Origin of the sequence: Streptomyces sp. NBC_00096, from assembly GCF_045041305.1 — a bacterium.
Taxonomy (GTDB): domain Bacteria; phylum Actinomycetota; class Actinomycetes; order Streptomycetales; family Streptomycetaceae; genus Streptomyces.
The window spans coordinates 7,268,817-7,294,883 of record NZ_CP108221.1 but is presented as its reverse complement, the minus strand read 5'-3'; the positions used below and the strand labels follow the sequence as shown (position 1 = coordinate 7,294,883).

At 72.9% G+C, this 26,067-nt stretch carries 22 protein-coding genes and 1 pseudogene; 13 read left to right on the top strand and 10 right to left on the bottom strand.

Features of this window, described 5'->3' with window-relative positions; translation table 11 throughout:
* Window positions 1–116: 116 nt before the first annotated feature.
* The 3 genes and pseudogenes from OG904_RS32560 to OG904_RS32550 all read left to right on the top strand — a co-directional run.
* Window positions 117–185 (top strand): annotated as a pseudogene (locus tag OG904_RS32560) (hypothetical protein); the annotation flags it as partial.
* Between the two features lie 101 nt (window positions 186–286).
* A complete protein-coding gene (locus tag OG904_RS32555; RefSeq protein ID WP_405498421.1) occupies window positions 287–661 on the top strand; it encodes a hypothetical protein in 375 nt (124 codons plus the stop codon).
* A gap of 116 nt (window positions 662–777) precedes the next feature.
* Window positions 778–2,457 (top strand): peptide-N4-asparagine amidase, encoded by a 1,680-nt coding sequence (locus tag OG904_RS32550; RefSeq protein ID WP_405497206.1) that lies wholly within the window; start codon window positions 778–780, stop codon window positions 2,455–2,457.
* Window positions 2,458–2,542: 85 nt separating this feature from the next.
* Here the strand turns inward: OG904_RS32550 and OG904_RS32545 are convergent, their stop codons facing one another.
* Entirely contained in the window at window positions 2,543–3,706 is a 1,164-nt protein-coding gene (locus tag OG904_RS32545) for a PP2C family protein-serine/threonine phosphatase (RefSeq protein ID WP_405497204.1), read from the bottom strand.
* Window positions 3,707–3,846: 140 nt separating this feature from the next.
* Here OG904_RS32545 and OG904_RS32540 point away from each other — a divergent pair, with 140 nt between their 5' ends.
* The 5 genes from OG904_RS32540 to OG904_RS32520 all read left to right on the top strand — a co-directional run bounded on the left by OG904_RS32540 (window position 3,847) and on the right by OG904_RS32520 (window position 11,894).
* Window positions 3,847–4,788 (top strand): cyclase family protein, encoded by a 942-nt coding sequence (locus OG904_RS32540; RefSeq protein ID WP_405497202.1) that lies wholly within the window; start codon window positions 3,847–3,849, stop codon window positions 4,786–4,788.
* Between the two features lie 105 nt (window positions 4,789–4,893).
* Entirely contained in the window at window positions 4,894–7,920 is a 3,027-nt protein-coding gene (locus OG904_RS32535; protein ID WP_405497200.1) for a SpoIIE family protein phosphatase, read from the top strand.
* A gap of 143 nt (window positions 7,921–8,063) precedes the next feature.
* A complete protein-coding gene (locus OG904_RS32530) occupies window positions 8,064–9,614 on the top strand; it encodes a sugar ABC transporter ATP-binding protein (protein ID WP_405497198.1) in 1,551 nt (516 codons plus the stop codon).
* A complete protein-coding gene (locus OG904_RS32525) occupies window positions 9,611–10,714 on the top strand; it encodes an ABC transporter permease (protein WP_405497196.1) in 1,104 nt (367 codons plus the stop codon). Before OG904_RS32530 ends, OG904_RS32525 begins: the two co-directional genes overlap by 4 nt.
* 31 nt (window positions 10,715–10,745) lie before the next feature.
* Window positions 10,746–11,894 (top strand): substrate-binding domain-containing protein, encoded by a 1,149-nt coding sequence (locus OG904_RS32520; RefSeq protein WP_405497194.1) that lies wholly within the window; start codon window positions 10,746–10,748, stop codon window positions 11,892–11,894.
* A 57-nt stretch (window positions 11,895–11,951) separates the two neighbouring features.
* On the opposite strand, the gene OG904_RS32515 is transcribed toward OG904_RS32520, so the two are convergent.
* Window positions 11,952–12,935: a deaminase domain-containing protein gene (locus OG904_RS32515; RefSeq protein WP_405497192.1), complete on the bottom strand. Its 984-nt coding sequence runs from the start codon at window positions 12,933–12,935 to the stop codon at window positions 11,952–11,954.
* 216 nt (window positions 12,936–13,151) lie between these two features.
* Here OG904_RS32515 and OG904_RS32510 point away from each other — a divergent pair, with 216 nt between their 5' ends.
* The gene (locus OG904_RS32510; protein WP_405497190.1) at window positions 13,152–13,697 is read left to right on the top strand and encodes a GNAT family N-acetyltransferase; all 546 of its coding nucleotides are present in this window, start codon (window positions 13,152–13,154) and stop codon (window positions 13,695–13,697) included.
* A gap of 80 nt (window positions 13,698–13,777) precedes the next feature.
* On the opposite strand, the gene OG904_RS32505 is transcribed toward OG904_RS32510, so the two are convergent.
* On the bottom strand, window positions 13,778–15,241 hold the full coding sequence (locus OG904_RS32505; protein WP_405497188.1) for an MFS transporter: 1,464 nt from the start codon (window positions 15,239–15,241) through the stop codon (window positions 13,778–13,780).
* Window positions 15,242–15,318: 77 nt separating this feature from the next.
* Between OG904_RS32505 and OG904_RS32500 the strand changes: the two genes are divergently transcribed.
* Window positions 15,319–15,843 carry a MarR family winged helix-turn-helix transcriptional regulator gene (locus OG904_RS32500; RefSeq protein ID WP_405497186.1) on the top strand — a complete coding sequence of 175 codons (525 nt, stop codon included), beginning with the start codon at window positions 15,319–15,321 and terminating at the stop codon, window positions 15,841–15,843.
* A gap of 58 nt (window positions 15,844–15,901) precedes the next feature.
* Here the strand turns inward: OG904_RS32500 and OG904_RS32495 are convergent, their stop codons facing one another.
* The 3 genes from OG904_RS32495 to OG904_RS32485 all read right to left on the bottom strand — a co-directional run bounded on the left by OG904_RS32495 (window position 15,902) and on the right by OG904_RS32485 (window position 19,341).
* Entirely contained in the window at window positions 15,902–16,696 is a 795-nt protein-coding gene (locus OG904_RS32495; protein ID WP_405497184.1) for an alpha/beta fold hydrolase, read from the bottom strand.
* A 220-nt stretch (window positions 16,697–16,916) separates the two neighbouring features.
* The gene (locus OG904_RS32490; protein WP_405497182.1) at window positions 16,917–18,659 is read right to left on the bottom strand and encodes an acyl-CoA dehydrogenase family protein; all 1,743 of its coding nucleotides are present in this window, start codon (window positions 18,657–18,659) and stop codon (window positions 16,917–16,919) included.
* Between the two features lie 127 nt (window positions 18,660–18,786).
* Window positions 18,787–19,341, bottom strand: a complete 555-nt coding sequence (locus tag OG904_RS32485) for a PadR family transcriptional regulator (RefSeq protein WP_405497180.1) — start codon at window positions 19,339–19,341, stop codon at window positions 18,787–18,789.
* A 186-nt stretch (window positions 19,342–19,527) separates the two neighbouring features.
* Here OG904_RS32485 and nadE point away from each other — a divergent pair, with 186 nt between their 5' ends.
* Complete coding sequence (nadE, locus tag OG904_RS32480; protein WP_405497178.1) at window positions 19,528–20,358, top strand: ammonia-dependent NAD(+) synthetase; 831 nt, start codon at window positions 19,528–19,530, stop codon at window positions 20,356–20,358.
* 115 nt (window positions 20,359–20,473) lie between these two features.
* On the opposite strand, the gene OG904_RS32475 is transcribed toward nadE, so the two are convergent.
* The 4 genes from OG904_RS32475 to OG904_RS32460 form a co-directional block, all read right to left on the bottom strand.
* Window positions 20,474–22,030: a M12 family metallo-peptidase gene (locus OG904_RS32475; RefSeq protein WP_405497176.1), complete on the bottom strand. Its 1,557-nt coding sequence runs from the start codon at window positions 22,028–22,030 to the stop codon at window positions 20,474–20,476.
* A gap of 182 nt (window positions 22,031–22,212) precedes the next feature.
* Window positions 22,213–22,578, bottom strand: coding sequence for a PRC-barrel domain-containing protein (locus OG904_RS32470; protein ID WP_405497174.1), 366 nt, complete (start codon window positions 22,576–22,578; stop codon window positions 22,213–22,215).
* A 160-nt stretch (window positions 22,579–22,738) separates the two neighbouring features.
* Window positions 22,739–23,233, bottom strand: a complete 495-nt coding sequence (locus tag OG904_RS32465; protein ID WP_405497172.1) for a hypothetical protein — start codon at window positions 23,231–23,233, stop codon at window positions 22,739–22,741.
* A 64-nt stretch (window positions 23,234–23,297) separates the two neighbouring features.
* A complete protein-coding gene (locus OG904_RS32460; protein ID WP_405498393.1) occupies window positions 23,298–24,203 on the bottom strand; it encodes an NAD(P)/FAD-dependent oxidoreductase in 906 nt (301 codons plus the stop codon).
* Between the two features lie 74 nt (window positions 24,204–24,277).
* On the opposite strand from OG904_RS32460, the gene OG904_RS32455 reads away from it, so the two are divergent.
* A complete protein-coding gene (locus OG904_RS32455; RefSeq protein ID WP_405497170.1) occupies window positions 24,278–24,874 on the top strand; it encodes a helix-turn-helix domain-containing protein in 597 nt (198 codons plus the stop codon).
* Window positions 24,875–25,031: 157 nt separating this feature from the next.
* Window positions 25,032–26,006, top strand: coding sequence for a class I SAM-dependent methyltransferase (locus OG904_RS32450; protein WP_405497168.1), 975 nt, complete (start codon window positions 25,032–25,034; stop codon window positions 26,004–26,006).
* Window positions 26,007–26,067: the final 61 nt, after the last annotated feature.

Sequence of the window (26,067 nt, the reverse complement as noted above, 5' to 3'; positions counted from 1 at the left end):
GTACTACCGCGCCGCTGCCCGGCGAACTGCCCCCGGGCGGCGTCGAGATCACCGACTCCGAGGCCGGGGCCAGGTGGGCCGGGGCCAGGTGGGCCGGCGCCCGGACGCCCGCCGAGGTGGCGGCCCGGCCGGCAGGCGTCGCGGTCCCCTGGTACGTGGCCGGGGGCTGGGCCGTCGACCTGTTCACCGGCGGACGGAGCCGCGCCCACGGTGACCTCGAGATCGCCGTCCCGGCCGGCCGGTCCCCGAGATCCGGGCGCAGTTCCCCGGGTTCGCCTTCGACGTCGTGGCGTCCGACCACCTCTGGGAGCTCACGCCCGAGGTGTCCGGGCTGGGCCATCAGACCTGGCTGCGCGACCCGTCGACCGGGAACTTCCTGGTGGACGTGGACCGCGAGCCGCATGACGGCCCGACCTGGATCTGCCGGCGCGACCCGTCGATCCGCCTGGCGTACAGCTCGGTCATCCGCCACACGCCGGACGGGGTTCCCCTCCTCGCACCGGAGCTGGCGCTGCTGTTCAAGGCCAAGGCGAACCGCCCCAAGGACCAGCAGGACTTTGCCGGTGCGCTTCCCCTGCTGGACGGCGCCCAGCGCCGGAACCTGGCCGAGCTCCTCGCCCATGTGCATCCGGGGCACAGCCGGCTGACCGGCCTCCGGTAGGACGGCGCAGCTGCCGATCGGGCCCCCGCGGATCCGCGAGGAACGGTCCGGATCCGGCCAAGGGCGGACCCGCCGCCCTGGCGCTCCCGCAGCGGGCCGGGTTTCACTGCGGGCCCATGAGACGACACAGGATCATGGGCGTGCTCGGCGCGCTGACCCTCGCGGCGGCCACCCTCGCCGCCGCGGGCCCGGCGGTGGCCGAACCCGGCGGCGCACCCGCGGCCGCCTCCCCCGCACCGGCGGTACCCGGCTCACAACCGCCGCCCGCCGAGTTCGGAACCGACTGGCACGACCCCCTCACCCCCGCCCCGCCCGTGGCCCACCCCGGGACCAGGTCCTGCCAAGTGACCCTCGCCGAGGCGCAGTTCCGCGACTTCACCCCGTACCAGGGCAGTTACGCACCGCCCACCGGCTGCGGAACGGCCGACTGGGCGAAGGTCGTGCTCCGCCTCGACGGCAAGGTCAAGGGCCGCCAGTTCGACCGCCTCGGCCACCTCTCCGTCGGCGGCGTGGAGATCTTCCACACCTCCACCCCCGAGCCCTCACCGGACGGCATCGCCTGGTCGGTCGAGAAGGACGTCACCCACTACCGCGACACCTTCAGCCGCCCGCAGCCGGTGGAGATGCTCATCGGCAACGTGGTCAACGACACCTACACCGGCGTCATCGACGTCAAGGTCGTGCTGACCTTCTACGCGGCCGAGCGCCGCCCCGGCCCCGCCCGCCCGGACCCCGGCCGCACCCCGGACCGCGTCCTGGCGCTCACCACCCCGGACGTCACCCTCCCGCGCAACACCGAGCGGCTGCTCGCCGAGGTGTACGCCACGGGCTCCGGCGGCGGCTGCGAAGAGTACTGGTACATGACCACCCCCGAGGCGGCCCCGTACTCCTGCAAGGCGGCCGACGGCCCCTACCGCGAGGTCCGGATCTCCGTCGACGGGCAGCTCGCCGGCATCGCCGCGCCCTTCCCGACCGTGTGGACCGGCGGCTGGTCCAACCCCTTCCTCTGGTACGTGACCCCCGGCCCCCGCGCCTTCGAGGTCCAGCCGATCCGCTATGACCTGACCCCGTACGCCGCCCTCCTCAACGACGGCCGCCCGCACCACGTCGAGGTGTCCGTCGCCGGAGTACCGGCCGGGCAGAGCGGCTGGGGCACCCCCGCCAACCTGCTGGTCTGGCAGGACGCGGCCCGGGAGGTCGTCACCGGCGCCCTGACCCGCGCCGAGCAGAGCGATCCGGCCAACTCCTCGCGCTGGACGCCCGCCGCGCCCGGCGCCGAGCACCGCCTGGACACCGAGGGCGGCCACCGGCTGACCGTCGCCGGCTATCTGGACACCTCGCACGGCCGGGTCACCACCACCGTCACCCGCGCCGTGCACAACACCTCGGTGCACCGCTGGACGGAGGGCGAGGACCGCGACGGGCTGACCGCGACGTGGACCGACGAGGAGAGCGTGACGCGCGGGACGAGCACCACCCGGACGAACCGCACCTACACGATGGACGGCGAGACCACCCTGGGCGCGGGCGACCGGCTCCGTACCGTCATCACGCTCGGGGACCGCGCCGACACCGTCACCCTGCGCGGCGGCCGGGAGGTCGAACGGTCCCGGCTCGACGACCAGTACACCGGCGACGCGAGCTACACCGCGAACGTTCCGCGCGACCAGCGGCACGCGGTCGCCACCACCTCCGCCCGCTACCGGACGTACGGCAGCGCGGTGCCCGGCGGCTGCTACGACCGCACCGTGGCCACGGCCCAGGGCACCATCACGCAGGACCGCCGCCGCTGCTGACACCGGCGGCGCCACGACCGGCGGTGCGAGGGTGCGAGGGTGCGCACCCTCGCACCGCACCGCACCGCACCGCACTCTCCCCCGCTCAGTGCCGGCCGACGCCGGTCCCGTCTTCGAGACGGTCGACGATGATGACCGCCACATCGTCCGCCAGGCATCCCCGGGTGTGGTGGAGCAATCCCTGCCGCAGACCCTCCAGGAACGCCTGTCCGCTGTGGTCGCACATCGCCGTCATGGCCCCGGGCAGATCGAAGAAGGCGTAGGCGTCCTGGCCGTCACGCGCCTCGATCACGCCGTCCGTGTAGAGCAGCAGCCGGTCCCCCGGTGCGAACGAATAGGTGTCCGTCCCGCCGGGAGGTCCGCTGATGAACTCCTCCAGACCGAGCGGCGGCAAATGGACGGCGGGCATCAGGGAGCGGACCGTGCCGTCGCGCAGCAGCAGCGGCGGTGGATGGCCCCGGTTGATCACCTCGAGGGCGGGGCCGTCCGGGATCTGGGCCACGAGCGCGGTCACGAAAGCCTCCCGGAGGGAGTCGTCGGCGCCGTTCGCCCCCGCGCCCATGACGACGGCGTCCCGGCGCAGGGCCGCCCCGCAGTGGTTGATGACCTCCACCAGGTCGTCCTCGTAGTGCACGGCCTCCCGGAACGCGCCGAGCACGACCGCGGCGGCGCGTACGGCGGGCAGTCCCTTGCCCCGTACGTCACCGACGATCATCCGGACCCCGTACCGGGTCTGGACCGCGTCGTACAGGTCGCCGCCGATCTGGGCCCCGGTCTCCGCCGCCAGGTACATGCTGGCCGCCCGTACGGGGCCCAGCCGGGCCGGCACCGGCCGTAGCAGGACCTCCTGCGCGGCCACGGCGATCCGGCGGATCTGGTTGAGCTCGCTCTCCCGGCGCGTACGCACGGCCCGGCTCGTGATGAAGCTCGCCGCCGACACCAGGAACAGGGCGAGGAAGTTCGTGTAGACCTGCTGGCCGCCCCACGCCCCGTTGTAGGTGGCGGTGGTCACGCTGACGGCGACGGCCACGCCCGCCGCCGCGAGCGTGCCCCCGGGGCCCATCGTCACCGCCGCCAGGGCGGGCGTCGCCACCAGCAGGGGTCCGGTGTACACGACGTGCGCGGGCGTGAGCTCGATGAGGAGCACCAGCAGGGCGATCGCGAAGGGCACGCACTCCGCGAGGGCGAAAAGGACCTGGTGGTGACCGCCTGCTCCCCGTCCCGGGGGCGAGCGCACGGGCGCTCTCATGAGTACAGCCTGCCCCTGCGGGGCGGCCTGCCGCCACTTCGGGTTCACCCGCCCCCTCACGTGTCCGGCCGCGGCCCGGACCGGGTAGGGATGCGCGGACGGAAGGGCCGCCCCGCCGCCCTCCGAGTCTGGAGCGCCCCATGCCCGTGAGCACCGGCCCGGCGGAGGTCCCCCGGGTCTCCCGTGCGGAATTCGACGCCCTCTTCGCCTCGCTCCGTACGTGGGGCCGCTGGGTCCCGGCCGACCGGGGTGCCTGGAACCGGGTCACCCCGGACCATGTGCGCAGGGCCGCCACCCTGGTCAGGGACGGTACGACGGTGCCCCTGGGGCTGCCCTGGAACACCCGGCCCGGCCCCGACAACGCCAGGCCCGCCCTGCACTACATGTCCGATCTCGGTGATCTGGAGCCCCCGGAGCCCTCCGCCCACAAGGACTTCCTCGGCGCCGACTACCACGGCAAGGGAGTCAGCCACCTCGACGCCCTGTCGCACATCGCCTACCGGGGGCTGCTCTACGGTGGTCATCCGGCGCGTGAGGTCATCGGCTCCGGCGGGGCCCGGTTCGGCTCGGTGGCGGCGCTGGGACCGCTCGTGACCAGGGGCGTCCTCCTCGACCTGCCCGCCGCCCTCGGGGTCGACTGGCTGGAGCCCGGACGCGCGGTCCGCGCCCGGGACGTCCTCGCCTGCGAGCGGGCGCTCGGCGTGGCGGTCGACGACGGGTGCGCGGTGCTGCTGCGCTCCGGCCGGTTCCGGCGCCGTCGCGAGCTCGGGCCGTGGGACGTCGACGCGGCCAGCGCGGGCTTCCACGTGGACGCGATGCCGCTCATGGCGGAGCGGGCCGTCAGCCTGCTCGGTGCGGACGGGGACAGCGACGTCCGGCCTTCCCCGGTCGAGGGCCTCCACTCCCCCGTCCACGCACTGGCCGTGGCGGCCATGGGGGTGCCCCTGCTGGACAACCTGGATCTGGAGGCGCTGTCCGTCGCGTGCGCGGAGGCCGGACGCTACGAGTTCATGATCGTCGTGACGCCGCTCAACGTGCCCGGAGGGACGGGATCCCCGGTCAATCCGGTCGCTCTCCTCTGAAGTCGCGAATGGGCGAGAATATACTCAATCGCATTGATTCAACTTTCATCACACGGACGGCACGGACCGGCACCGACCCACACCCAGCCAGGGGAAGTGATGCAGATGGGGGTCACGGGAGAGCAGATCGGCCCCGCACGCTCCCGTGAGCGCTTCCTGGTGGGCGAGGCCGTCGGGACCGGGGTGCGCGGTCCGATCCTGAACTCCTGGCTGCGCTGCCGGCTGCTGGGGCTGTCGCCGGACGGGACCGAGCTGCCCTACCGGGACGACTTCGATCCGGACAGCCGGCTCGTCCGCGCCGCCGGGCCCGTCCTCGACGAGCTGGAGTCCAGGTTCTCCGGCAGCCGGATGAACATCGCCATCGCCGACGCCGGCGGCACGGTGCTGCAACGCCGCTTCGGCGAGCCCTCCCTGGCCCGCAGCCTGCCCCCCATCCAGACCGTGCCCGGCTTCGTCTTCGCCGAGCGCTTCGGCGGGACCAACGGCATCGGCCTCGCGCTGGCCGAACGGGGCCCCGTACAGGTCTACGGCGCGGAGCACTTCGCCGAACGCGCCCAGTCGAACGCCTGCTGCGCCATACCCATCCGCGACCAGCTCAGCGGGCGCATCGCGGGCGTGCTCTGCTTCGGGTACCCGCACGCCTACGAGCGCCCGTCCCTCGCCGTCCTGCTGCGCCGGGCGGCCGGGACGATCGAGCGGCGGCTGACGGAACAGAGCTCGGAGCGCGAGCGCGGGCTGCTGCGGGCGTACCTCGATGCCGAACGGCGCGCCCTGACGGGCGGGGGTGGCACCGGCACCCACGACGGGCCCCGCGCAGGGCCGGCCGGCCCTGCGGAACCGGACGGCCGGATGGGGCCGGACGGCCTGAACGGGGTGGACGAGGTCGTCGACCTCGCGCTGGACCCGCGCGATCAGCGGATCCTCAAGGACCGGGCGACCGAGCTGATCTCCTCCTACCGGCGGGCGGCCGTCGCCGTGGCGCTCCCCCACGGCCGGGCGGCCACCCTGCTGAGCCGGCCGGTCACGAGCCGCTCCGGGGTGGAGGGCATGGTCGTCGAGGCCGTCCTCAGCAGCGACACGCCACCGGTCCACCACCTCCCGCTCTCACCCCGCACCGGCGCGTCCGCGACGGGCTCCTCCCACACCATCGGCTCATCCCACACCATCGGCTCATCCCACACCATCGGTTCCGCCCACACCGGCGCCTCCCGCACCGATGCCTCCCGCACCGGACCGCCGCCCGCCGGGCCGGAGGCAGGGCCCGCCGGACCGGAGCCGTGGCCGTCCGCACCGGATCCGGCCGGACCGGGGCCGGGGCCGGGGTCAGGGGTCGCCGGATCGGGCCCCGCCGAGCCGCTGCCCGCCACCGGGCCCCGGCCCGGCACGGTCCGCGGCCTGGTGCTGGTGGGCGAGCCGGAGGTCGGGAAGTACGCCATCGAGGCGAGGCGCCGCCTGGAGCTGCTGGCCGAGGCCAGCACCCGGATCGGCACCACCCTGGACGTGGGCCGCACCGCCCGGGAGCTCGCCGAGATGGCGGTCCCGGCCCTGGCCGACTACGTCACCGTCGACCTGCCCGAGGCCGTACTGCGCGGCGACGACCCGGTCGGCCCCCGGCAAGGCGAGGACCCGGTCGGCCCCGGGACCGACCTGTACCGGGCCGTGGTCCACGGCATCCGCGACGACTGCCCCTTCTACCCGGCCGGCCGGCACGTGACGCTGCACCCCGGGAATCCGGTACTGCGCTGCCTGACCGAGGGGCACACGTTCCTGGAACCCGAGCTGAACTCCGCGGCCGGCTGGATCGCCCAGGACCCGGAGCGCGCCCGGAAGGTCATGGCGCGCGGCGTGCACTCCCTCATCGCCGTCCCGCTGCTCGCCCGCGGAGTCCTGCTCGGCATCGCGAGCTTCTACCGCGCACAGGACCCCGCCCCCTACGGGGAGGACGACAGCCGGCTGGCCCAGGAACTCGCGGCCCGCGCCGCCCTGTGCATCGACAACGCCCGCCGCTACACGCGGGAACACACCCTGGCCCTGGCGCTCCAGCGCAGCCTGCTCCCCCGCGGCCTGCCCGAACAGGGCGCCGTCGAGGTCGCGCACCGCTACCTGCCCGCCGAATCCGGGGTGGGCGGCGACTGGTTCGACGTCATCCCCCTGTCGGGCGCCCGCGTCGCCCTCCTCGTGGGCGACGTCGTCGGACACGGGCTGCACGCCGCCGCCACCATGGGGCGGCTGCGTACCGCCGCGCGCAACTTCGCCGAACTGGAACTCGCCCCCGACGAGCTCCTGACCCACCTGGACAACCTCCTGGTGCGCATGGACCGGGAGGAGGGGGGCGACCACGCCACGGGCAGCACCGGCATCGTCGGCGCCACCTGCCTGTACGCCATCTACGACCCCGCCTCACGGCAGTGCACCATGGCCAGGGCCGGCCACCTGCCGCCGGCCCTGGTCCATCCGGACGGCACCGTGACCTTCCCCGACCTGCCCGCCGGCCCGCCGCTGGGCCTGGGCGGTCTGCCCTTCGAGACGGCCGAGATCGAGCTCGCCCGGGACAGCACGCTCGTCCTGTACACGGACGGGCTCGTCGAGGACCGCCACCGCGACATCGACGTCGCCCTCGAGCTGCTCCGGCGCACCCTGGCCCACCCGGACCGGAGCCCCGAGGAAACCTGCCGGGCGGTCATGGAGGCCATGGCGCCCGATCACCCCTCCGACGACATCGCCCTGCTCGTCGCCCGCACCCACACCCTGCCCGCCGACCGGATCGCGACCTGGGACATGCCGGCCGATCCCGCGCGGGTGTCCGCCATCCGCGCCGCCGCCACCCGCCAGCTGGCCCACTGGGGGCTGGAGGAGGTCTCCTTCGCCGCCGAGCTGCTGCTGAGCGAACTGGTCACCAACGCCGTCCGCTACGGCACCGCGCCGATCCAGGTGCGCCTGATCCACGACCGCACCCTGATCTGCGAGGTCTCCGACGGCAGCAGCACCGCCCCGCACCTGCGGCGGGCGGCCACCACGGACGAAGGCGGGCGCGGCCTGTTCCTCGTGGCACAGCTGGCCCAGTCCTGGGGCACCCGGTACACGCCCGGCGGCAAGGTGATCTGGGCCGAATGCGCCCTGGACGAGATCTAGGCCGTCTCCGAAAACCAGGCCCGATCCAGTCGTGAATGCGGCTTACCCACCGCCATGCCACTGAATACCCCTTCCATGCCAGTAGCATCCTCCCTGTACCGCCCTCCCGAGAGGGGGATCCGAGGTCGGCCCCGGAGACGTCCGTGCATGACGCCCATGATCCTTCCGGCACCTCGACGAGCCCCGGCGGGGAACCGCTCCTGCGGGTGCGCGGTCTGGGGAAGCGGTTCGGCGGCACAGTGGCGCTGGACTCGGTCGGCCTCGATCTGCACCGCGGAAGCGTCCTCGCCCTCCTCGGCCCCAACGGCGCCGGGAAGTCCACGTTCATCAAGGTGCTCGCCGGGGTCCACCGGGCGGATGAGGGCGAGGTGACGGTGGCCGGGCACCCGCTCGGGTCCGAGGCCGCCTCCGCGAAGATGTCCTTCATCCACCAGGACCTGGGGCTGGTCGAATGGATGACGGTCGCCGAGAACATCGCCCTGGGGACGGGCTACGCGCGCCGCAGCGGTCTGATCTCCTGGCGGCGGACCCGGGAGGGCTGCCGGGAGGCCCTGCGGACCGTCGCCGGACACCTGGAAGCCGACGCCCGGATCGCGGACCTCGCACCCGCCGAGCGTTCCCTGGTGGCCATCGCCCGGGCCCTCGCACGGCGGGCCGAGCTCCTCGTGCTCGACGAGCCGACCGCCACGCTCCCCGCCGCGGACTGCGCCCGCCTCTTCGACGTGCTGCACGCTCTGCGCGACCGGGGACACGCCGTCCTGTACGTCAGCCACCGGCTCGACGAGGTGTACCGCGTCGCCGACGCCTTCGCCGTCCTGCGCGACGGACGGCTCGTCAGCGGCGGTCCGCTCGCCGGGTACGGTCCCGCGCGTCTGGTCCGTGACATCGCGGGCGGCGTTCCGGCCGGGCGCGGGCCTGCCGCCGCCGTGGCCGCCGGACGCCCTCCCGTGCTGCGCCTCGACGCCGTGACGACGCGGCGCTCCGGGCCCGTCAGCCTGGAGCTGGCGCCCGGAGAGATCCTCGGCATGGTCGGGCTGACCGGCGCCGGCCACATGCAGCTGGGCCGCGCCCTCGCGGGGGCACTGCCGCTGCTCGGCGGGCGGGCCCTGCTCGACGGCCTGCCGTACCGTCCGCGGACCGTGGCCGCCGCCCTCGCCCGGGGGGTCGGCTTCGTGGCCGCCAACCGCCAGGAGGAGGGCTGCGCCCCCGATCTGACGGTGCGGGAGAACTTCCTGGCCAACCCCCGGGCATCCGGCGTACCGGCGTGGCACTGGCTCGGCCCCCGGCGCGAGCGGCGCGAGAGCGCCGCCCTGATCGAACGGTTCTCGGTGCGCCCGCGCGACGGCGAGGTGCCCATCGCCACCCTGTCCGGGGGCAATCAGCAGAAGGTGGTCCTCGGCCGGGCGCTCCGCGGGCGCCTGCGTCTGCTGGTCCTCGAGGAGCCGACCGCGAGCGTGGACGTCGGGGCCAAGGCGGCGATCCACCGGCTGCTCGACGAGGCCGCGGCCGGGGGCCTGGCGGTCCTGCTGGTGTCCACCGACTTCGAGGAGGTCGCGGCTCTCTGCCACCGCGCGCTGGTCTTCGTCCGCGGATCGGTGGCGGCCGAGCCGGCGGGCAGCGAGCTGACACCCGTCGAGCTGACCCGCGCCGCCTCGGCCATGCCGCCGATCACCGGAAGCACGACGGCCCCGTGACCCCCTGGTCCCCGCGCGGGCACATCGTCGGCAATTACGGGCTGCTGGCCCTGACCGCGCTGCTCTTCGTGGGCTTCTCCGTCGCCCTGCCGGACACCTTCCCCACCCGCGAGAACGTGTCCTCCATCCTGTCCAACCAGTCGATCCCCGCCCTCCTCGCACTCGGCGCGACGATCCCCATCGCGAGCGGGAAGTTCGACCTGTCCATCGGCTACGGGCTGGGGCTGGCCCACGTCATGGTGATGTACCTCGTCGTCGACCGGGGAACGCCCTGGCCGCTGGCCTGCCTCGCCGTCGTCCTCGGCGGGGCGCTGGTCGGTGCGGTGAACGGCGCCGTCGTCGAGTTCGCCCGGATCGACTCCTTCATCGCCACGCTCGGCACCGGCAGCATCATGTACGCCCTCACCGGATGGCTCACCGACGGCAGCAGGATCGTGCCCGGCCCGGACGGCCTGCCGGCCGCGTTCACCCGTCTCTACGATGCCCGGTTCCTCGGTCTGCCCGTTCCCGCCTTCTACGTCCTCGCCGCGGTGCTCGTGCTCTGGGTGGTGCTGGAACGCCTGCCGTTCGGCCGGTACCTCTACGTCGTCGGCTCCAACCCCCGCGCCGCCGGCATCATCGGCATCCCCACCCACAGGTACTCCGTCTACGCCTTCACCGGATCGGGGCTCGTCGTGGGCATCGCCGGGGTCCTGCTGGCCGCGCAGCAGCAGACCGGCAACCCGAGCGTGGGCCTGGACTACCTGCTGCCCGCCTTCGTCGGCGCGCTGCTCGGCTCCACCACGATCAGGCCCGGCCGGGCCAACGCGCTCGGAACCCTGGTGGCCGTCGGCGTGCTCGCCGTCGGGCTCGCCGGCATCGGCCAGCTCGGCGCCCAGTTCTGGGCCACCCCGCTGTTCAACGGGGGCACCCTGCTGCTGGCGGTCGGCCTGGCCGGGTACGCGGCCCGGCGGCGGCTGCGCACGCGGGCCGCGACGGACGGGCCACCGCCGGGCGGGCCACCCGTCGAAGCAGCCCACGGGCCGACCGGCGGACGCGGCGGCGGGCCGCCCGCCGGGCCGCCCGGGCCGTCGGCGCCGCCGGCGGCCGAAGCCCCGTAACCCCTCCAGCGCACTCCCGGTCAGGAGCACCGTGTACCCGAACCGCACCAGCATCCTTGCGGCCGCGGCCCTGTGGGCGGCAGCCTCCGCCCTCCTCGCGGGGTGCGCGGGCGGCTCCTCCCCGGGCTCCGGCACGGCTTCGCCCACGGCCGCCGGCTGCCCGGCCGTACTCGCGCGGGCGAAGGCGGCCGTCGAGCGGGCCGAGCGTACGGACCTCTCCTGGAACGGACCGACGACCGGCCCCGAGGCGGTTACCGGCAAGACCATCGTCTACGTGGCCCAGACCATGACGAACCCCGGTGTCGCCGGAGTCGCCGGGGGCTTGCGGGAGGCCGCGGCGGCCATCGGCTGGCAGGTCCGGGTCATCGACGGGGACGGCACCCCGGCGGGCATCCAGGCCGCGCTCAGCCAGGCGGTCACCCTGAAGCCCTCGGGCATCGTCATCGGCGGCTTCGATCCCCTGCTCACGGCGCAGCAGACGGCGCGGGCGCGGGCCGGGGGCATCGAGCTGGTCGGCTGGCACGCGGTCGGCTCCCCCGGGCCGAGCACGAATCCCCCGCTCTTCACCAACGTCACCACGAACGTGGAGGAGGTCGCGGAGGTCAGCGCGGACTGGGTCATCGCCCGGTCCGACGGCCACGCCGGGGCCGTCGTCTTCACGGACGACTCCATCCCGTTCGCCCACGGCAAGTCCGAGATGATCAAACACCGGCTCGCGGCCTGCCCCGGAGTCACCCTGCTGGCGACCGAGAACATCCCCATCCCGGACGCGAGTCAGCGCACCCCGCAGCAGGTCTCCTCCCTGGTGTCCCGCTTCGGGGGCCGGTGGACCGATTCCGTCGCGATCAACGACCTCTACTTCGCCGACGCCGCCCCGGCACTGCGCGCCGCCGGGCGCCCGGGCGCCGGGCCGCCCTTCAACATCGGCGCGGGCGACGGTGACCCCTCCGCCTTCCAGCGCATCAACAGCGGGCAGTACCAGGCCGCCACCGTCCCCGAACCGCTGACCCAGCAGGGGTGGCAGATCGTCGACGAGTTCAACCGCGCCTTCGCGGACCGGCCCGCCAGCGGCTACGTGGCGCCCGTTCACGTGGTGACGGCCTCGAACAGCGGCGGGGCCACCTCCTGGGACCCGCGGGGCTACCGGGAGGCGTACCGGAGGATCTGGCACGGGGAGTGACCCCGGCCCGGGTCCGGGCCCGGGGTCACGGCGTGCGAGGACCCGGTCGGGACCCGGTCAGCGGGTGGCGGGGAAGATCTTCAGCCAGGTGCCGGCGGGGCGCGCGGTCGCGTCGGCGTACCCGTAGCCGTCGGCCTGGGCGGCCGGAGCCTCGTAGGACACCTCGATCCGCACCTTCGGGAAGTCCGCGGCGAACGCCGCGACGGCCGTCCGGCCGGCCTGGCCCGGTCCGCGTTCGCAGACGAGCCGGACGGTGCCCTGGTCGATGCCGCGGATCCACTGCCGGAAGGACTGCGGGCGCATCTGCCCGCCGGGGGCCATCCGGTCGCGGACGGACCCGGCGACTAGGTCCAGGGCGGCGGCCACCTCGTCGAGCGGCGCCGCGGTGGCGCTGGGCGCCGGGTAGAGGAACGAGGCGTGGGGCTGCTGGTCGACCGCCGTGACCGTGCCCTGGAAGCGGTAGCCGTCGGGTCCGGCCACCTTGGCGTCGAAGGTCGCGGTGGCCGCGGCGAGGGGACTGCCCGGGTGGCTCTTGACCCACAGCCCGCCGGCGCCCTGTTCGGCGTCGCCGACGCCGTAGCTCCCGTAGAGGCCGTCACCGGCCGTCAGCAGCCTCGCGGTACCACCGCTGAACAGCGCGTTGCGGTAGCGGACATCGAGCGCGAGGGTCGGGAAGTCCGACCGGAAGTCCTTGATCACCGAGCGGCAGGAGTGGCACGGGCCCATGTCGGAGTACAGGTCGACCGTGCCCCTGCGGACGGCGCTGATCCGCGTCCGGTACTGGGCGGTGTCCCGGCAGCCCAGGTGGTGGTAGATCGCGTCGGCGAGGAGGTTCACGGCCTGCCGCTCGGCGTCCTTGCGGTGCTGGACGCCTTTGAGGGCGCCCGTCCAGTCCGACGGCTCGGGCAGGTCCTGGTAGTAGTTGTCCCCGCGCAGTTCCTGGTGCGAGACGCTCTCGATCTCCCCTTCGAGGTCCTCGTGGCCGATGAAGGCGATCGAGTACCGCAGTCGCGCCTTGTTCCTGAATGCCGCCGTGGTCATGGGCCCCCCACTCGCTCCCGGCGTACGCCGCGATCCGCCCGACGGCCGGATCCCCCTCGCCGTACCCCGCCCGCCCATCATGTGGCCGGGAGATGGAAGGGGGATAAACGAACGCTCAACGCCCCCCGGATCGGCGGGGGCTTCGCCGCCCGCGACCGACGCTCCGCCATCGACCCGATACGCGCCCATATTTGTGCGTATGCCATCATCGCGGACATGACCGATGCCGAGATCATCCCGTTGCAGCTGACCCACCTCGACTCCGTCCTCGATCTCGGCCACCGGGCCTTCGACGTGAACTCGATGCCCTACACCTCGTGGTCGCTGTCGTCCGTGGCCGCGCACTGGGACGCCCAACCGGACGCCTGCTGGATCGCCCGTGACGACGAGGGGCTGCTCGGCTTCGTGCTCGGGTCGCTGTCCTACGACGAGCGCGAGGACTGGGGTTACCTCGAGTGGATCGCGCTGGAGGAGCGCGCGCGGGGCCGGGGGGTCGCCAGCGCTCTGGTCGGGCGCTGCTGTGACGCGCTCTTCGCGGCGGGCGCATCCCGGATCATCACCGACGTGGAGGGCAGCAACGCGGCTTCGGCCTCGATGATGCGGCGCAACGGGTTCACCGAGAAGGTCACCGTCACCCTCTTCGTGCGGGCGAACCCCCAGGAACGGACCGGCGCAAGTACGTACGCCGCCCAGGACCCGGCCCGGTCCCGCCTGCGCCGGGCCGCCCGGACGGCCCAGGCCGCTGAAGGGCGGTCGGCTTGACGGGTTCGCTTTCGTTCCGTGGAGAAGTGGGGTGGGGTGGTGCCGCACGCAGGGGCCGGGCACGTGGCCGGGGCGGGTGGTCAGAGGGCCGGTTCGGCCTGGTTGCCGACGGCCTTGCGGGGCAGGGCCAGACAGAGCACCGCGCACAGGAGGTAGGCGGCTGTCGCCCAGGGGCCCGCGTGGGTGATGGCGCCCGTGAGGCCCTTGTCCGCGTGGGAGAAGAAGACGTTGCCGATGACGGCGACACCGAGGGCTCCGCCGAACTGCTGGGCGGTGGACAGGATGCCGGACGCGCCGCCGGCGAGGTGGGCGGGCACGGTGCTCAGGGTCGTGTTGACCAGCGGGATGATCAAGAAGATCAGGCCGACGCCGGCCAGCAGCAGGCCCGGGACCAGCGGCCAGGCGCCCGTGTGGAATTCGGCGGAGTCCCCGACCGTCTGCCGGACCCAGAACAGACCGCCGGCCATGACCAGGGCGCCGATGATCAGAACGGTACGGCCGAGCTTGGCGACCAGCGGGTCGACCGCGGGGGCGGCGAGGATGGATCCCGAACTGAAGGCGATCATCAGCAGGCCGGCTTCGGCGGGGGTGTAACCCTGCCCGGTCTGCAGCCAGATGGTGAAGACGAGCATGAAGCCGGACATGCCCCCGTAGAAGAGGAGCTGGATGAGCAGTCCGGCGCTGAAAGCGGGCTTCCTGAAGAGGCCGGTGGGCAGTAGCGGGTGCTCGATGCCGCGCCTGGACTCGACGACGGCGATCGCGATGACGGTGAGGACGCCGGCGGCCAGGCAGATCCAGCCCCACAGCGGCCATCCGTTGGAGCGGCCCTGGACCAGCGGCAGCACGATGGCGATCATCGCCGCGGCCAGGACGGCGTTACCCACGAGGTCGATGCGGCCGGTGAAGGAGCGGTCCCTGGAGCCGGGGATCCACTTGGCGCCCAGGATCAGGACCAGGGCGGCGAGGGGGAGGTTGACGGCGAAGACGGTCCGCCAGCCCCAGCCGAAGAGGTTCCAGTCGGTCAGCACGCCGCCGAGCAGTACGCCGACGGCGGTGGAGATGCCGGCGATGGCGCCGTAGAGGGCGAAGACCTTCCCGCGCTCCTCGCCGTCGAACATGGTGCGGAACGAGGCGAGGATCTGGGGCATGAGGATCGCGGCGGCCACGCCCTGGACGCCCCGGGAGGCGACCAGCACCTCCGCGCTGCCGGCGAGTGCGCTGGCCAGGCTCGCGGCGGCGAAGGCGACCACGCCGGTCATGAACAGTTCCTTGCGCCCGTACCGGTCACCGAGGTGTCCGGCGATGATCAGCGCGGCGGCGAAGCCGAGCATGTACGCGGACACGGTCCACTGCAGCTCGGCGGGCGTGGCTCCCAGCCCCTTGCCGATGGAGGGCAGTGCGGTGTTCACGATCGAACCGTCGATCATGTCCAGGAGCGCCGCGAGGATCATCACGAACGCGGCCGCCCACCGCTTGGGGTAGGGCACCGCCCCGCTGGCGCCGGTGGCGGACTTCTCCCCCGTGTCGGTCGTACTGGACGACATGGCCACTCCCTAAAATAACTGGACTTTCCTGTATCTTGAATCTCAAGCGATTAACACCATGAGCGAAGGTATCTTGAATGTCAAGCGATTGGGAGCTCGAGACCGTCGAATCGCGGCTGGGCGGGGCGGTGCAGGCCTACCAGGCCTCCGTCGACGACTTCGACCGGGAGCTGGCCCGGCTGATGGGGGTGAACGAGACCGGCCTGCGCTGCCTGGAGATCCTCCTGGCCACGGAGGAGGCCACCCCGCGCGAACTGAGCACACGGCTCGGCCTGACCACCGGGAGCGTCACCACGATGCTCGACCGCCTGGAGAAGCTCGGCTGCGTCACCCGCACCCCGCACCCCACCGACCGCCGCAAGACCCTCGTCCGCGTCACCCCCGACACGGCCCAGCGCGCATACGGGCTGCTCGCGCCCTTCCTCGACGACGCCGGCCGGCAGGTCCGGACCCGCTACTCCGCCGAACAGCTGGAACTGGTCGCCGACTTCCTGACCTTCAGCCAGGAGATCCAGCAGCGCCACGTCCACCGGCTCCGCGAACTCCCGTCCCCCCACCCCGGCCGCACGGGCGGCAAACAGACCCCGGGCCCGCGCGCGTAGCCGACCTTCCGGCGGATGCCCTCGACCAGGACAACGCCAGGCCACGTCCGGCCGGTGATCAGACCCCGGCGAGGAACTCCCGGACGGCGGTCGCGAAGCCTTTCGGGTCGGCCGTCGGGGCGAAGTGGTCGGTGTCCAGGGAGCGGTACGCCGTTCCGGGGCGGCGGTCCGTCATCTCCAGGGCCTGGGAGGCGGGCAGGACCTGGCTGCGCAGGCCGTGGACCAGCAGCGCGGGGCAGTCGCTCGCGAGCCACTGCTTCCAGTGGTCCCCGTGGACGAGGTTCTCGGAGTCCACGGTGTCCGCCGGGTGGAAGGGCAGCCGCCAGCCCGATCCGTCGGGCAGCGGGCGCAGTACCGGCGCCATGGCCGGGGCGAGCGGGCCGCAGGCGGCGAGGAGGGCCTCGCGGGTGGGGGCGGCGTAGGGGAAGTTCAGCACGAAGGCCAGCGGGCCGGCGCCGTGGCCGGGGAGATCGACGGGGCCCTCGACGTTGACGAGGGCCTCGACCAGCGCCGGGTGTTCGGCGGCCAGGTGGTAGGCGTTGATCCCGCCGAGGGAGTGGCCCAGGACGACGGTGCGGTCGATGCCGAGGTGTGCCAGGAGCGCGACCAGGTCGGCGAGGTAGCCGGCCCGGGTGTAGTCACCCGCCCGGTCGGAGTCGCCGTGACCGCGCTGGTCGGGGGCGATGACCCGCCATTCGGGGCCGAGGGCGGCGGCCAGGGCCGCGAAGGAGGAGCCTTCGGAGAGGTGGCCGTGCAGGGCCAGCAGGGGGCGGCCGGCGCCGCCGAAGTCCAGATAGGAAAGGACACGGCCGTCGACGGTCAGGGTGGCGCGGGCGGGCTGAGCAGCGGACATCGGGATTCCCCCTCGTTGGCACCGGTACCCGCACCGATACCGATACCGGCAGCGGTGGGTGTGGTGCGGGCTGTTGGGGTAACCATACAAGCGTCTATGACAGTTGTTCAAGACGATTGTATGGAACTTTTTCGGGTGCGCCACAGTCCGGCAGCACGCAAGAGGCCCCGTACGCGGGCACGTAGCCGCGTACGGGGCCTCCGGTGGAGCAGCGGATCCGTCAGGGCGCCATCTCGTAGGACCCGGCCAGGGACTCCACCCTCGCCCAGACCCGTGCCGCGCGGTCGGCGTCGAGGGCCGGGCGGCGGACCGCGCCCAGGGCCCAGGTCTGCTGGTCCTCGGTGGCGGAGTCCTTGCCGTGCAGCTCGACCGCGTGCGCGGAGAAGTCGCGTACGAGCACGCCGAACAGCTCGTCGAGCACGTCCTCGTCCAGACCGGTCAGCCGGGCCTGCTCCAGGACCAGCTGGCCGTGCACGACCAGCGCGAACAGCTGGCCGACCGCCAGGAGGAGGTCGAGGTCACGGCTCTGCGCCTCGTCCGGGGCGGCCGTGGTGACGAACTCGCACAGGGCGTCGGCCTGTTCGCGGAACCGGGCGACGTTGGGCACGGCGGCGTACGCGTCGTAAGCGGTGCGCCAGTCGTGGAAGCGTACGGAGCCCAGGCCGCGGGCCGGACCCTGACGGAAGAGGAACCCGTCGTCGGCGGCGTCGAGCCGGGTCGGCACGGGGGCGTACTCGACCGGTTCCAGCAGGTGGTTGCGCATGAACTTGAGGATCAGCGCGAGGTTGACGTGGACCGTGCCCTCCAGCTTCGGCAGGCCGCGGATCTCGACGGCGGCCTGGGCGAAGTAGGTGTCCTTCTCGAAGCCCTTGGCCGCGATGACGTCCCACATCAAATCGATGACCTTCTCGCCCTCCGTGGTCACCTTCATCTTCGTCATCGGATTGAAGAGGAGGTAACGGCGGTCGTCGGGGCCCGCGGAGCGGAAGTAGTCGACGGCGCGGTCGCTGAACAGCTTCATCCCGACGAGGCGGACGTACGCGTCCGTCAGCTCGCGGCGCACGTGCGGGAAGGCCGTGACCGGGCGGCCGTAGAGGATCCGGCCCTGCGCGTGGGTGACGGCCTCGTACATCGCGTGCTCGCAGATGCCGATCGAGGCGGTGCAGAGGTTGAACTTGCCGACGTTGACGGTGTTGAGGGCGGCGTCGAACGCGGCGCGGCCGGTGTGCAGGACGTCTTCGGCGGCGACCGGGTAGTCCACGAGGCGGAACTCGCTGACGTACTTGGAGGAGTCCACGACGTTCTGCACGAGCCGGTACGCGGGGTGGCGGCTGTCGGCGGCGAAGAAGACGTAGCCGTCGGGGCCCTCGACGTCGGTGCGGCGGCCGAAGACGGAGACGAGTCCGGCGGCGTTGCCGTTGCCGATGTAGTACTTGGACCCGCTGGCCCGGAAGCCGCCGGTACCCGCACCGTCAGCGTCGGTGGACGGCTCCAGCAGCATGTCGGTGGAGTAGATGTCCGCGCCGTGGGTCTTCTCGGACAGGCCGAAGGCGAACACCTCGCCTTCGGCGAGGAGCTGCGCGGCGCGGGCGCGGGCGGCGGCGTTGCCGCTCTGCCAGACCGGGCCGAGACCGAGGATGGTCACCTGCCAGGCGTACCAGTAGTCGAGGCCGTAGAAGCCGAGGATCTCGTTGAGGGCGGCGATGCGCGCGGTGTCCCAGCGCTTGCCGGGCTCGTCCTGTCCGGCGGCGGGCTCAGGCGTCAGGAAGGTCGCGAAGAGGCCCTCCTTGGCGGAGAACGCGAGGAAGTCCCCCAGCCAGGCGCGGGACCGGTAGTCCTCGATCAGCCGGCGCTTGCCCCGGTCCTCGAACCAGTCGACGGTCGCGCGGAGCAGCCTGCGGGTCTCGGGGTCGAAGTGCGCGGGGTCGTAGGTGCGCGGGTTGAACAGCAGCGGGTCGCTCATGGGCGTTCGCCTTCCGGTCGGAGGATGTGGGGTGCAGCGTGCGGGGTGAAGTGCGAGGGGTGCAGCGTGAGGGGCCCAGGGCAAGCGTGAGGATGCGCCGGGTCCGATCAGGTCAGATCAGGTCAGGTCAGGGCGCGGCGAGGCCGCGGAGCGTGGTGAGTACGTCCTCCAGCCAGGCGAGCTGCATGCGCTCGTAGGCGATGCCGCCACGGAGCACGACGTGCTGGAGTTCCCGGCCGGCGCCCGGGGCGGCCGCTGCGTCCGGGCCGGTGAAGTCGCGCAACTCCCCCGCCAGGTAGTGCGTGAGTCGGTCGGCGTGCGCCCGGTGGTGCCGCTCGACCTCGCGGATCAGGGCGGCCGGGTCGTCGAAGGCCGCGCCGCGGATCTTCACGGCGAGCTCGTGCCGGACGGTGTCCGGCTGGATCGGCTCGTGGAGCCACTCCGCGAGGGCGGCCCGGCCGGCCGCCGTGACGGAGTACTCCTTCTTGTCCGGCCGCGCCCGCTGCGGCACCTCGCGGACGTCGAGCCGACCGTCGCTCTCCATGCGCCCGAGCACGCGGTAGATCTGCTGGTGGGTGGCGGTCCAGAAGTAGCCGATGGACCGTTCGAACCGGCGGGACAGTTCGTAGCCGGAGCCCGGCTGTTCCAGCAGGGAGACGAGGATCGCGTGCTCGAGTGCCATGCCCCTGATCTTTCTATGCAATTCGTTGCATAGACAAGGACCGCCGCCGCGGTGAGACGCGGCTCACCCGGCACGCGGAGCTTCCGGGCGGGCGCCGGGGTCCCGCCGAACCTCATGACCGGCCGCCTCGGTTAGGGTCGGCGGGACAGCGCATCACGAACCGACGAACGACCACGAGGAGCAGCCGTGAGCCAGCCGGCTTCCACCGCCCTGCAGCAGGAGATCGCCCGGGAGCTCCTGGTGGCCGAGGGCTTCGACGCACGGCGGGAGATCGAACGCCGGGTGGCGTTCCTGGCCGAGCGGCTCACCTCCACCGGTCTGCGCTCCCTGGTGCTCGGGATCAGCGGCGGGGTGGACTCCACCACGGCCGGCCGGCTCTGCCAGCTCGCCGTGGAGCGGGCCCGCGCGGCCGGTCACGACGCGACGTTCTACGCCATGCGGCTGCCCTACGGGGTCCAGGCCGACGAGCGGGACGCCCAGCTCGCCCTCGGGTTCATCAACGCCGACCGGGTGCTGACCGTGGACGTCAAGCCCGCGAGCGACGCCGCACTGTCGGCCGCGCTGGCCGGCGGCACCGTCTTCCGGGACGCCCACCACCAGGACTTCGTACAGGGCAACATCAAGGCCCGCCAGCGCATGATCGCCCAGTACGCGGTGGCCGGCGCGCACGACGGCCTGGTCGTCGGCACCGACCACGCCGCCGAGGCGGTCTCCGGATTCTTCACCAAGTTCGGCGACGGCGCGGCCGACTTGGTCCCGCTGACCGGCCTGACCAAGCGTCGGGTGCGCGCCTGCGCCGATGCCCTGGGCGCCCCTGCCGAGCTGGTCTGGAAGACGCCCACGGCGGACCTGGAGACGCTGGACCCGGGCAAGGCCGACGAGGACGCGCTCGGTGTCACGTACGACGAGATCGACGACTTCCTGGAGGGCAAGCCGGTCGGTGAGCGTGCCTTCGACACGATCGTCCGCCGCTACCGGCTGACGGAGCACAAGCGGCAGCTGCCGATCGCGCCGTAGGCGGTCACTTCCTGATCTTGCCGGTCGGTTTCACGCACGGCTGCGCCCCCGCCGGGGAGGATCGGCGGGGGCGCAGCCGTGCGTGGCGGCTCCCCGGGTCCCTGCGGTGGGTCCGTCAGGCGGGGAGGAACACGCCGGTCAGGGTGTGGGCTCGGTCCATGGTGATGTTGACCTGGGCGCTGGGGTTGTACTGGACGCCGTCGTAGAGCCAGGCGACGAGGCGGTAGCCGGTCTGGGGGCGGGCGGTGACGCCGACGACGGTGCCGGGCTTGTAGGGCCCGTAGACGGCCGGCCGGATGGTGCCGCCGTCGGTGGAGTCCAGGGTGAGGGCGTGCCGGGTACGGGCCGTGGTCAGCGTCCGGTAGCCAGCGACGATCGGGGTGGACAGGCGGGCGAGGCCCGCGTTGTTGTTGTTCGCGTCGCCCAGGGGCTGGCCGTTGACGGTGTTCTCGGTGTTGGAGTACTGGTTCACGGCACTGCACGCCTTGAAGCAGGAGCTGGAGTACGCCATGAGGGTGTGGAACTCCTCGTTCGGGGTGATCCACCCCGTTCCGTAGGGAGTGTTGAGGTCGCTTCGCCAACTGCCTTCGGGGATCTGGGAGTCCAGGGTGCGGCGGTCGTGCCACAGGCCGAGGTTGTGGCCGATCTCGTGGCCGAGGTTGTACCAGTCGGTCAGCGAGGTGAAGTCGACTACGGAGAAGGCCTCCTTGGAGTTGAAGACGCCGCGCTCGGGGAGATTGCCCTGGCCGGAGGACTGCCCCGGATCGACCTTGTTCACGATGGTGATCAGGTCCACCCCGTAGCGCCGGCGCAGCTCGGCCGCGGTCGCGCCGAGTGCCTGGTCCTGGGGGTCGTTCAGCTTGTCGTGCATCAGGGACGAGGTGTTGTCGCCCCGGTAGTCCGTGTTGTACGTGCCGATGATGTCGATGCTGGCGGGGATGTTGCTGTCGGCGAGGGCCTCGTTCATCTTCCGCTCGGCCCAGTGGATCGTGTTGATGACCTGCTGCTCACCGCCGGCCGCGGTGACGGCCTTCGAGGTGTAGCCGGCGATGACGTCGATGACGGCCGGGTTGGCGGCCGTGGCCGCGGCCCGTCCCCGGAGGGACTCGCGCATGTCCGACGCGGAGGCCGAGGCGTTGAACGGCTGGTCGGGGGCGCGGTGCGGACGGTGGTCGGGGTCCTCCTCGGTGGCATGCAGCCGGGGAGGCCGGCCGGGGAGGGTCTCCAGGTGGTAGACGCGCTCTCCGAGGTCGGCCACGACCTCGACGACCACGGCGCCCTGGGGCGTGCGATCGGTGTCGCACACGCCGCGCATCGAGACGACCACACTGGTATCGGGCTTGTTCTTGACGTGACCGCTCCAGGTGAGCGTTCCCTGGTCGTCGTCGATCCCCTCCTCGACCGCGGTGACGCGGACGTCGTCGAAGAATTCGAAGGTGCGCTCGCGCGGCACGCCGAACGGGGCAGCGGTGCACAGCTCGCTGAAGGCTTCCGTCCTGAGGGGGAAGGTGCGCTCGCGCAGCACCTCCTTGCCGTCCCCGCCCGGGGAGGGGGCTCGGGTGGTCTGGGGTGCGGCGGAGACACCGGCGGCAGTGGCGAGCGGAAGGGCGGCGACGGCGGCGACGCACAGCGCGATCAGGCGTGCGCGCCTGGGGCGGCGAAGTGAGGTCATGATCCAAACAAGGCAGAGTCGGCATCGCACAGACGCGCGACATACCTGCGGCCCCGGACACATCACCCGACCGCCACGGCGGAGCCACTCCGATGCCCGTCGGGGAGACGGGGAACGCGGCCGGGCATGGACACGGGCCCGAACTCGTCGAGTTCGGGCCCGTGTCCATGCCCGGCACCGGGTCAGATGATGCGGCCGCCGAAGCCACCGACGGAGTAGTAGGTGCCCAGCTCCTCGCGGTAGCCGACGTCGTCGAGGTGCTTCTCGCGGTGGAACTCCGGAGCGTTCTTGATCTGCTCCTTGGTGCCGTCGACGTAGACCTTCTCTTCGCCCACGTCGATCCGGATCACCGTGCTCGCCGGGAGCAGGACCTCCTTGCCGAAGATCCAGACCCCGGTGTCCACGACCAGGTAGGCGTCACCGGCCTCGTCGGAGTGCTTGTCGACCTTGCCGATGTTCCCGTCGGTCGCCTCTACCTTGTAGCCGGTCAGATCGGACCCGCTCAGGTGGCCGGCGGTCGACGTGTAGCTCCACACATGCTCAGTCACGCGAAAACAACTCCTTCGCCAGACAGGGGGCGGTGAGGTCTCCTCGGCCGTCCCTCTCTTCCGATGTCGCACGCGGCGCCGTTCGCGCCCCGCCCGAACTCGCCTGCCCCGGCCCGGGTACTTCATTCGCCGCCGGGGCAGTCCGCTCGGCCGGGGGAGGTCAGAAGATGCCGAAGTAGCGGTGCCACCAGGTCGCCCGTTCCACGTGCCAGGGCAGCCGGCTCGGCCCGTCGTAGTCGGACTCGATCAGCTCCTCGGGAACCACCGGGTACCCGAGGTCGGCCAGGGCCCGGTCCGCCCTGGCGAGATCGGCGGCGTCCAGGGCGCCTTCGGCCTGGGCGTCGTCGGTGCCGAAGTAGGCGCCCGGGTTGTCGGCGCACACCAACGCGAGGGAGCCGAACTTGCTCACGCAGACGACGATCCGGGTCCCGCACACGGTCGCTTCCGCGGGCACGACGACGCGTCCGTACTCGCTGGAGTCCTGGGTGTCCCGCTCGGACTCGCAGCGCGTCTCGAAGTCGTCTTCGAGCCGGGCCACCAGAGCGCCGAACAGGACGGCGCTCGCTCGGCGGTCGTAGCCGCGCGGCCACTCCAGCCACTCGGGGTCGTCGAGCTGACGCAGCAGGGCCGGCAGGTCCGCTTCGCTCTCTGTCATCCGGACATCCTGACACCCCCGCTCCGCCCGGCTCCACTCCGTCAGTGGTCGGCGCGGGAAGGGGTCAGCGACCGGAGGCGGCGAGGGCCGCGTCCGTGTCGGCGCTCACCAGATCGGCTTTGATGTGGGATCCGGCCAGGGCGCCTGCCGCGGCCGAGGCTCCGACCTGGGCCATCGGCTCGGTGGCGTTCCCCGCCACCCATACGCCCCGGACTTCGGTGGTCCCCGCCGGGCCGGTCGCGAAGTGGCGGCCCATGGAGTCCGGCAGGTCCCTCATCGGCAGGTTCAGGCCGCCGAGGCCGTCGGCCCGGGCCCACAGCGTGGTCGCGACCGCCAGGACCCGGCGGGGAACGATCCGGCCGTCGGCCAGCCGCACGCCCTCGACGGAGCCGTCCCCGGCGGACTCGACCGCGGCCACGGGTGTGTCCACGACGCGGATGCCACGGGCCGCGAGGCGCGCCCGGGTGTCCTGGTCGAGGGCGGTGCCGCGGCGGAAGTAGACCAGGTCGTCGGTCAGCTGCCGGAAGGGCAGCGCGTGGTGGACGGAGGCCGGGCCCACGGCCAGGATCCCGATGGCCTCGTCGCGTACCTCCCAGCCGTGGCAGTACGGGCAGTGCACCGCGCCGCGCCCCCAGTGGCGGGCCAGCCCGGGAACCTCGGGCAGTACGTCGCGCAGGCCGGTGGCCACCAGCAGTCGGCGCGCCCGTAGAGCGGTGCCGTCGGCCAGGGTCACGGTGAAGCGCGGGTCCACCGCGCCGGTGGGGTCGGCCGGGACGGCGGCGGTCACCTCGCCGGCCAGGATCCGCCCGCCGTAACGGCGTACCTCCTCCCTTCCCCGGCGCAGCAGCTCCGCCGGGGCCACGCCCTCGAGGCCCAGCAGGCCGTGCACGCCCTCGGCGGGTGCGTTGCGGGGCGTACTCGCCCGCTCCCGCCGCTCGGTCGCCGTGATCGACAGCGGGGCCTTCCTGATGGGGCAGGCCCGGTGCGGGCCCGAATGGATCGCAGGCTAAGCAGCCTTTGCGCAAGCGGCATACGATGTTGCCCATGACGCAAGACAATGGTGAGCTCGACAGCCTGGTGCGCAAACGGATCCGCGCGCTGCGGGTGGCGCAGGGGTGGTCGCTCGACGAGCTGGCCGGCCGGGCCCGGCTCAGCCCCTCCACCCTCAGCCGGATCGAGACCGGTCAGCGCCGCCTCGCTCTGGACCAGCTCGTCACCCTCGCCCGCGCCCTGGACACCTCGCTCGATCAGCTCGTCGAGACGGCCACGGACGATGTGATCGCCAGCCCGGTGATCGATGCGGCCCACCAGCTGATGCGGTGGCCGGTGAAGGCGGACCCGGGCATGACGGTCGTGCGTCAGCGGATGACCGACCCGCCGCCCGACAACCCGGCGCGCATGCGCGCGCACCCCGGCCACGAATGGCTCGTCGTCCTGTCCGGCACCGCGATCCTGATGCTGGGCAACCGCCGCTTCCGGGTGGAGACCAATCAGGCCGCGGAGTTCCCGACGATGCTTCCGCACGCGATCGGCGCCGAGGGCGGCCCCTGCGAGATCCTGGGCATCTTCGACCGCGACGCCCGCCGCGGGCACCAGAGCGGCGAGAAGGCCGGGAACGCCGTCGGCCGCCCGTCGCCCTGACGCGGAGCACGACGCGGACCCGCTCCGGCCCCGGACGGAGCGCGGCTCACCCCTTGTGGGGGGGGCCGCTTGCCGGAACGGCAGCCCCGGCGGCCATCGTCTTGCGCATCGCGAAAGCGACCGTGTCGCACGCCCCTGGTCCTCTTAGCGTGGGTGCATGACACACACAGCCCCGCACGCAGCGCACGACCACGGAGCGCACCCGGTCCACCGGCACGGGCACGAGAACGGCGAGCGGCGCGGAGACCGGCACGGGCAGCCGCACGAGCAGCCGCAGGGGGAACCGTACGTGCACCAGCACGGAGACCGGCACAGCACGCAGCACGAGACCGACGGCCAGGCGGAGATCCTGGACCTCGACGCGGAAGTCCTCGCCGAGCACATCGCTTCCATCACCGCGTGGCTGCCCGTCGAAGCCGCCCCCCGCCACATCGTGGACCTGGGCAGCGGGACCGGAGCCGGTACCCTCGCCCTGCTGAAGCGCTTCCCCGACGCCGAAGTGACCGCCGTCGACACCTCGGCCGGCCATCTGCTGCGCCTGGTCGAAAAGGCCGGGACGCACGGCGTGGCCGACCGGGTCCGCACCGTTGAGGCCGACCTGGACACCACCTGGCCCGACCTCGGCACGCCCGAGCTGGTGTGGGCCTCGGCCTCCATGCACCACATGGCCGACCCCGAGCGCACCCTGCGCCAGGTCCGCGACGCGCTCGCGCCGGGCGGACTGTTCGCTGTCGTCGAGCTCGCCGGCTTCCCGCGGTTCCTGCCCGAAGGCGCCCCGGAAGGTCGGCCCGGGCTCGAGGAGCGGTGCCATGCCGCACTCGACCGCCACCACGCCGAGCAGATGCCGCACCGCGGGGCGGACTGGGGCCCCATGCTGACCGCGGCCGGCTTCACCGTCGAGGGCGAGCGCACGATCACCGTGAACCTCGGCCCGCCCCACACCGAAGCCGTCAGCCGCTACGCGCTCGGCAGCCTGCGCCGCCTGCGCGGCGGTGTCGCCGGGATGCTGGCGGCCGAGGACCTGACCGCGCTCGACCAGCTGCTCGACACCGACGGCCCGCAAAGCGTTCTGCGACGCGAGGACCTGAGGGTCCGCACCGAGCGCAGCGTATGGGCGGCCCGACGCCCCTGAGCGGCGTCGCCGTGGCCGCCTCCGGGGAGCTCCACCGCCGACGCGGACCGTGCAGGGCCGA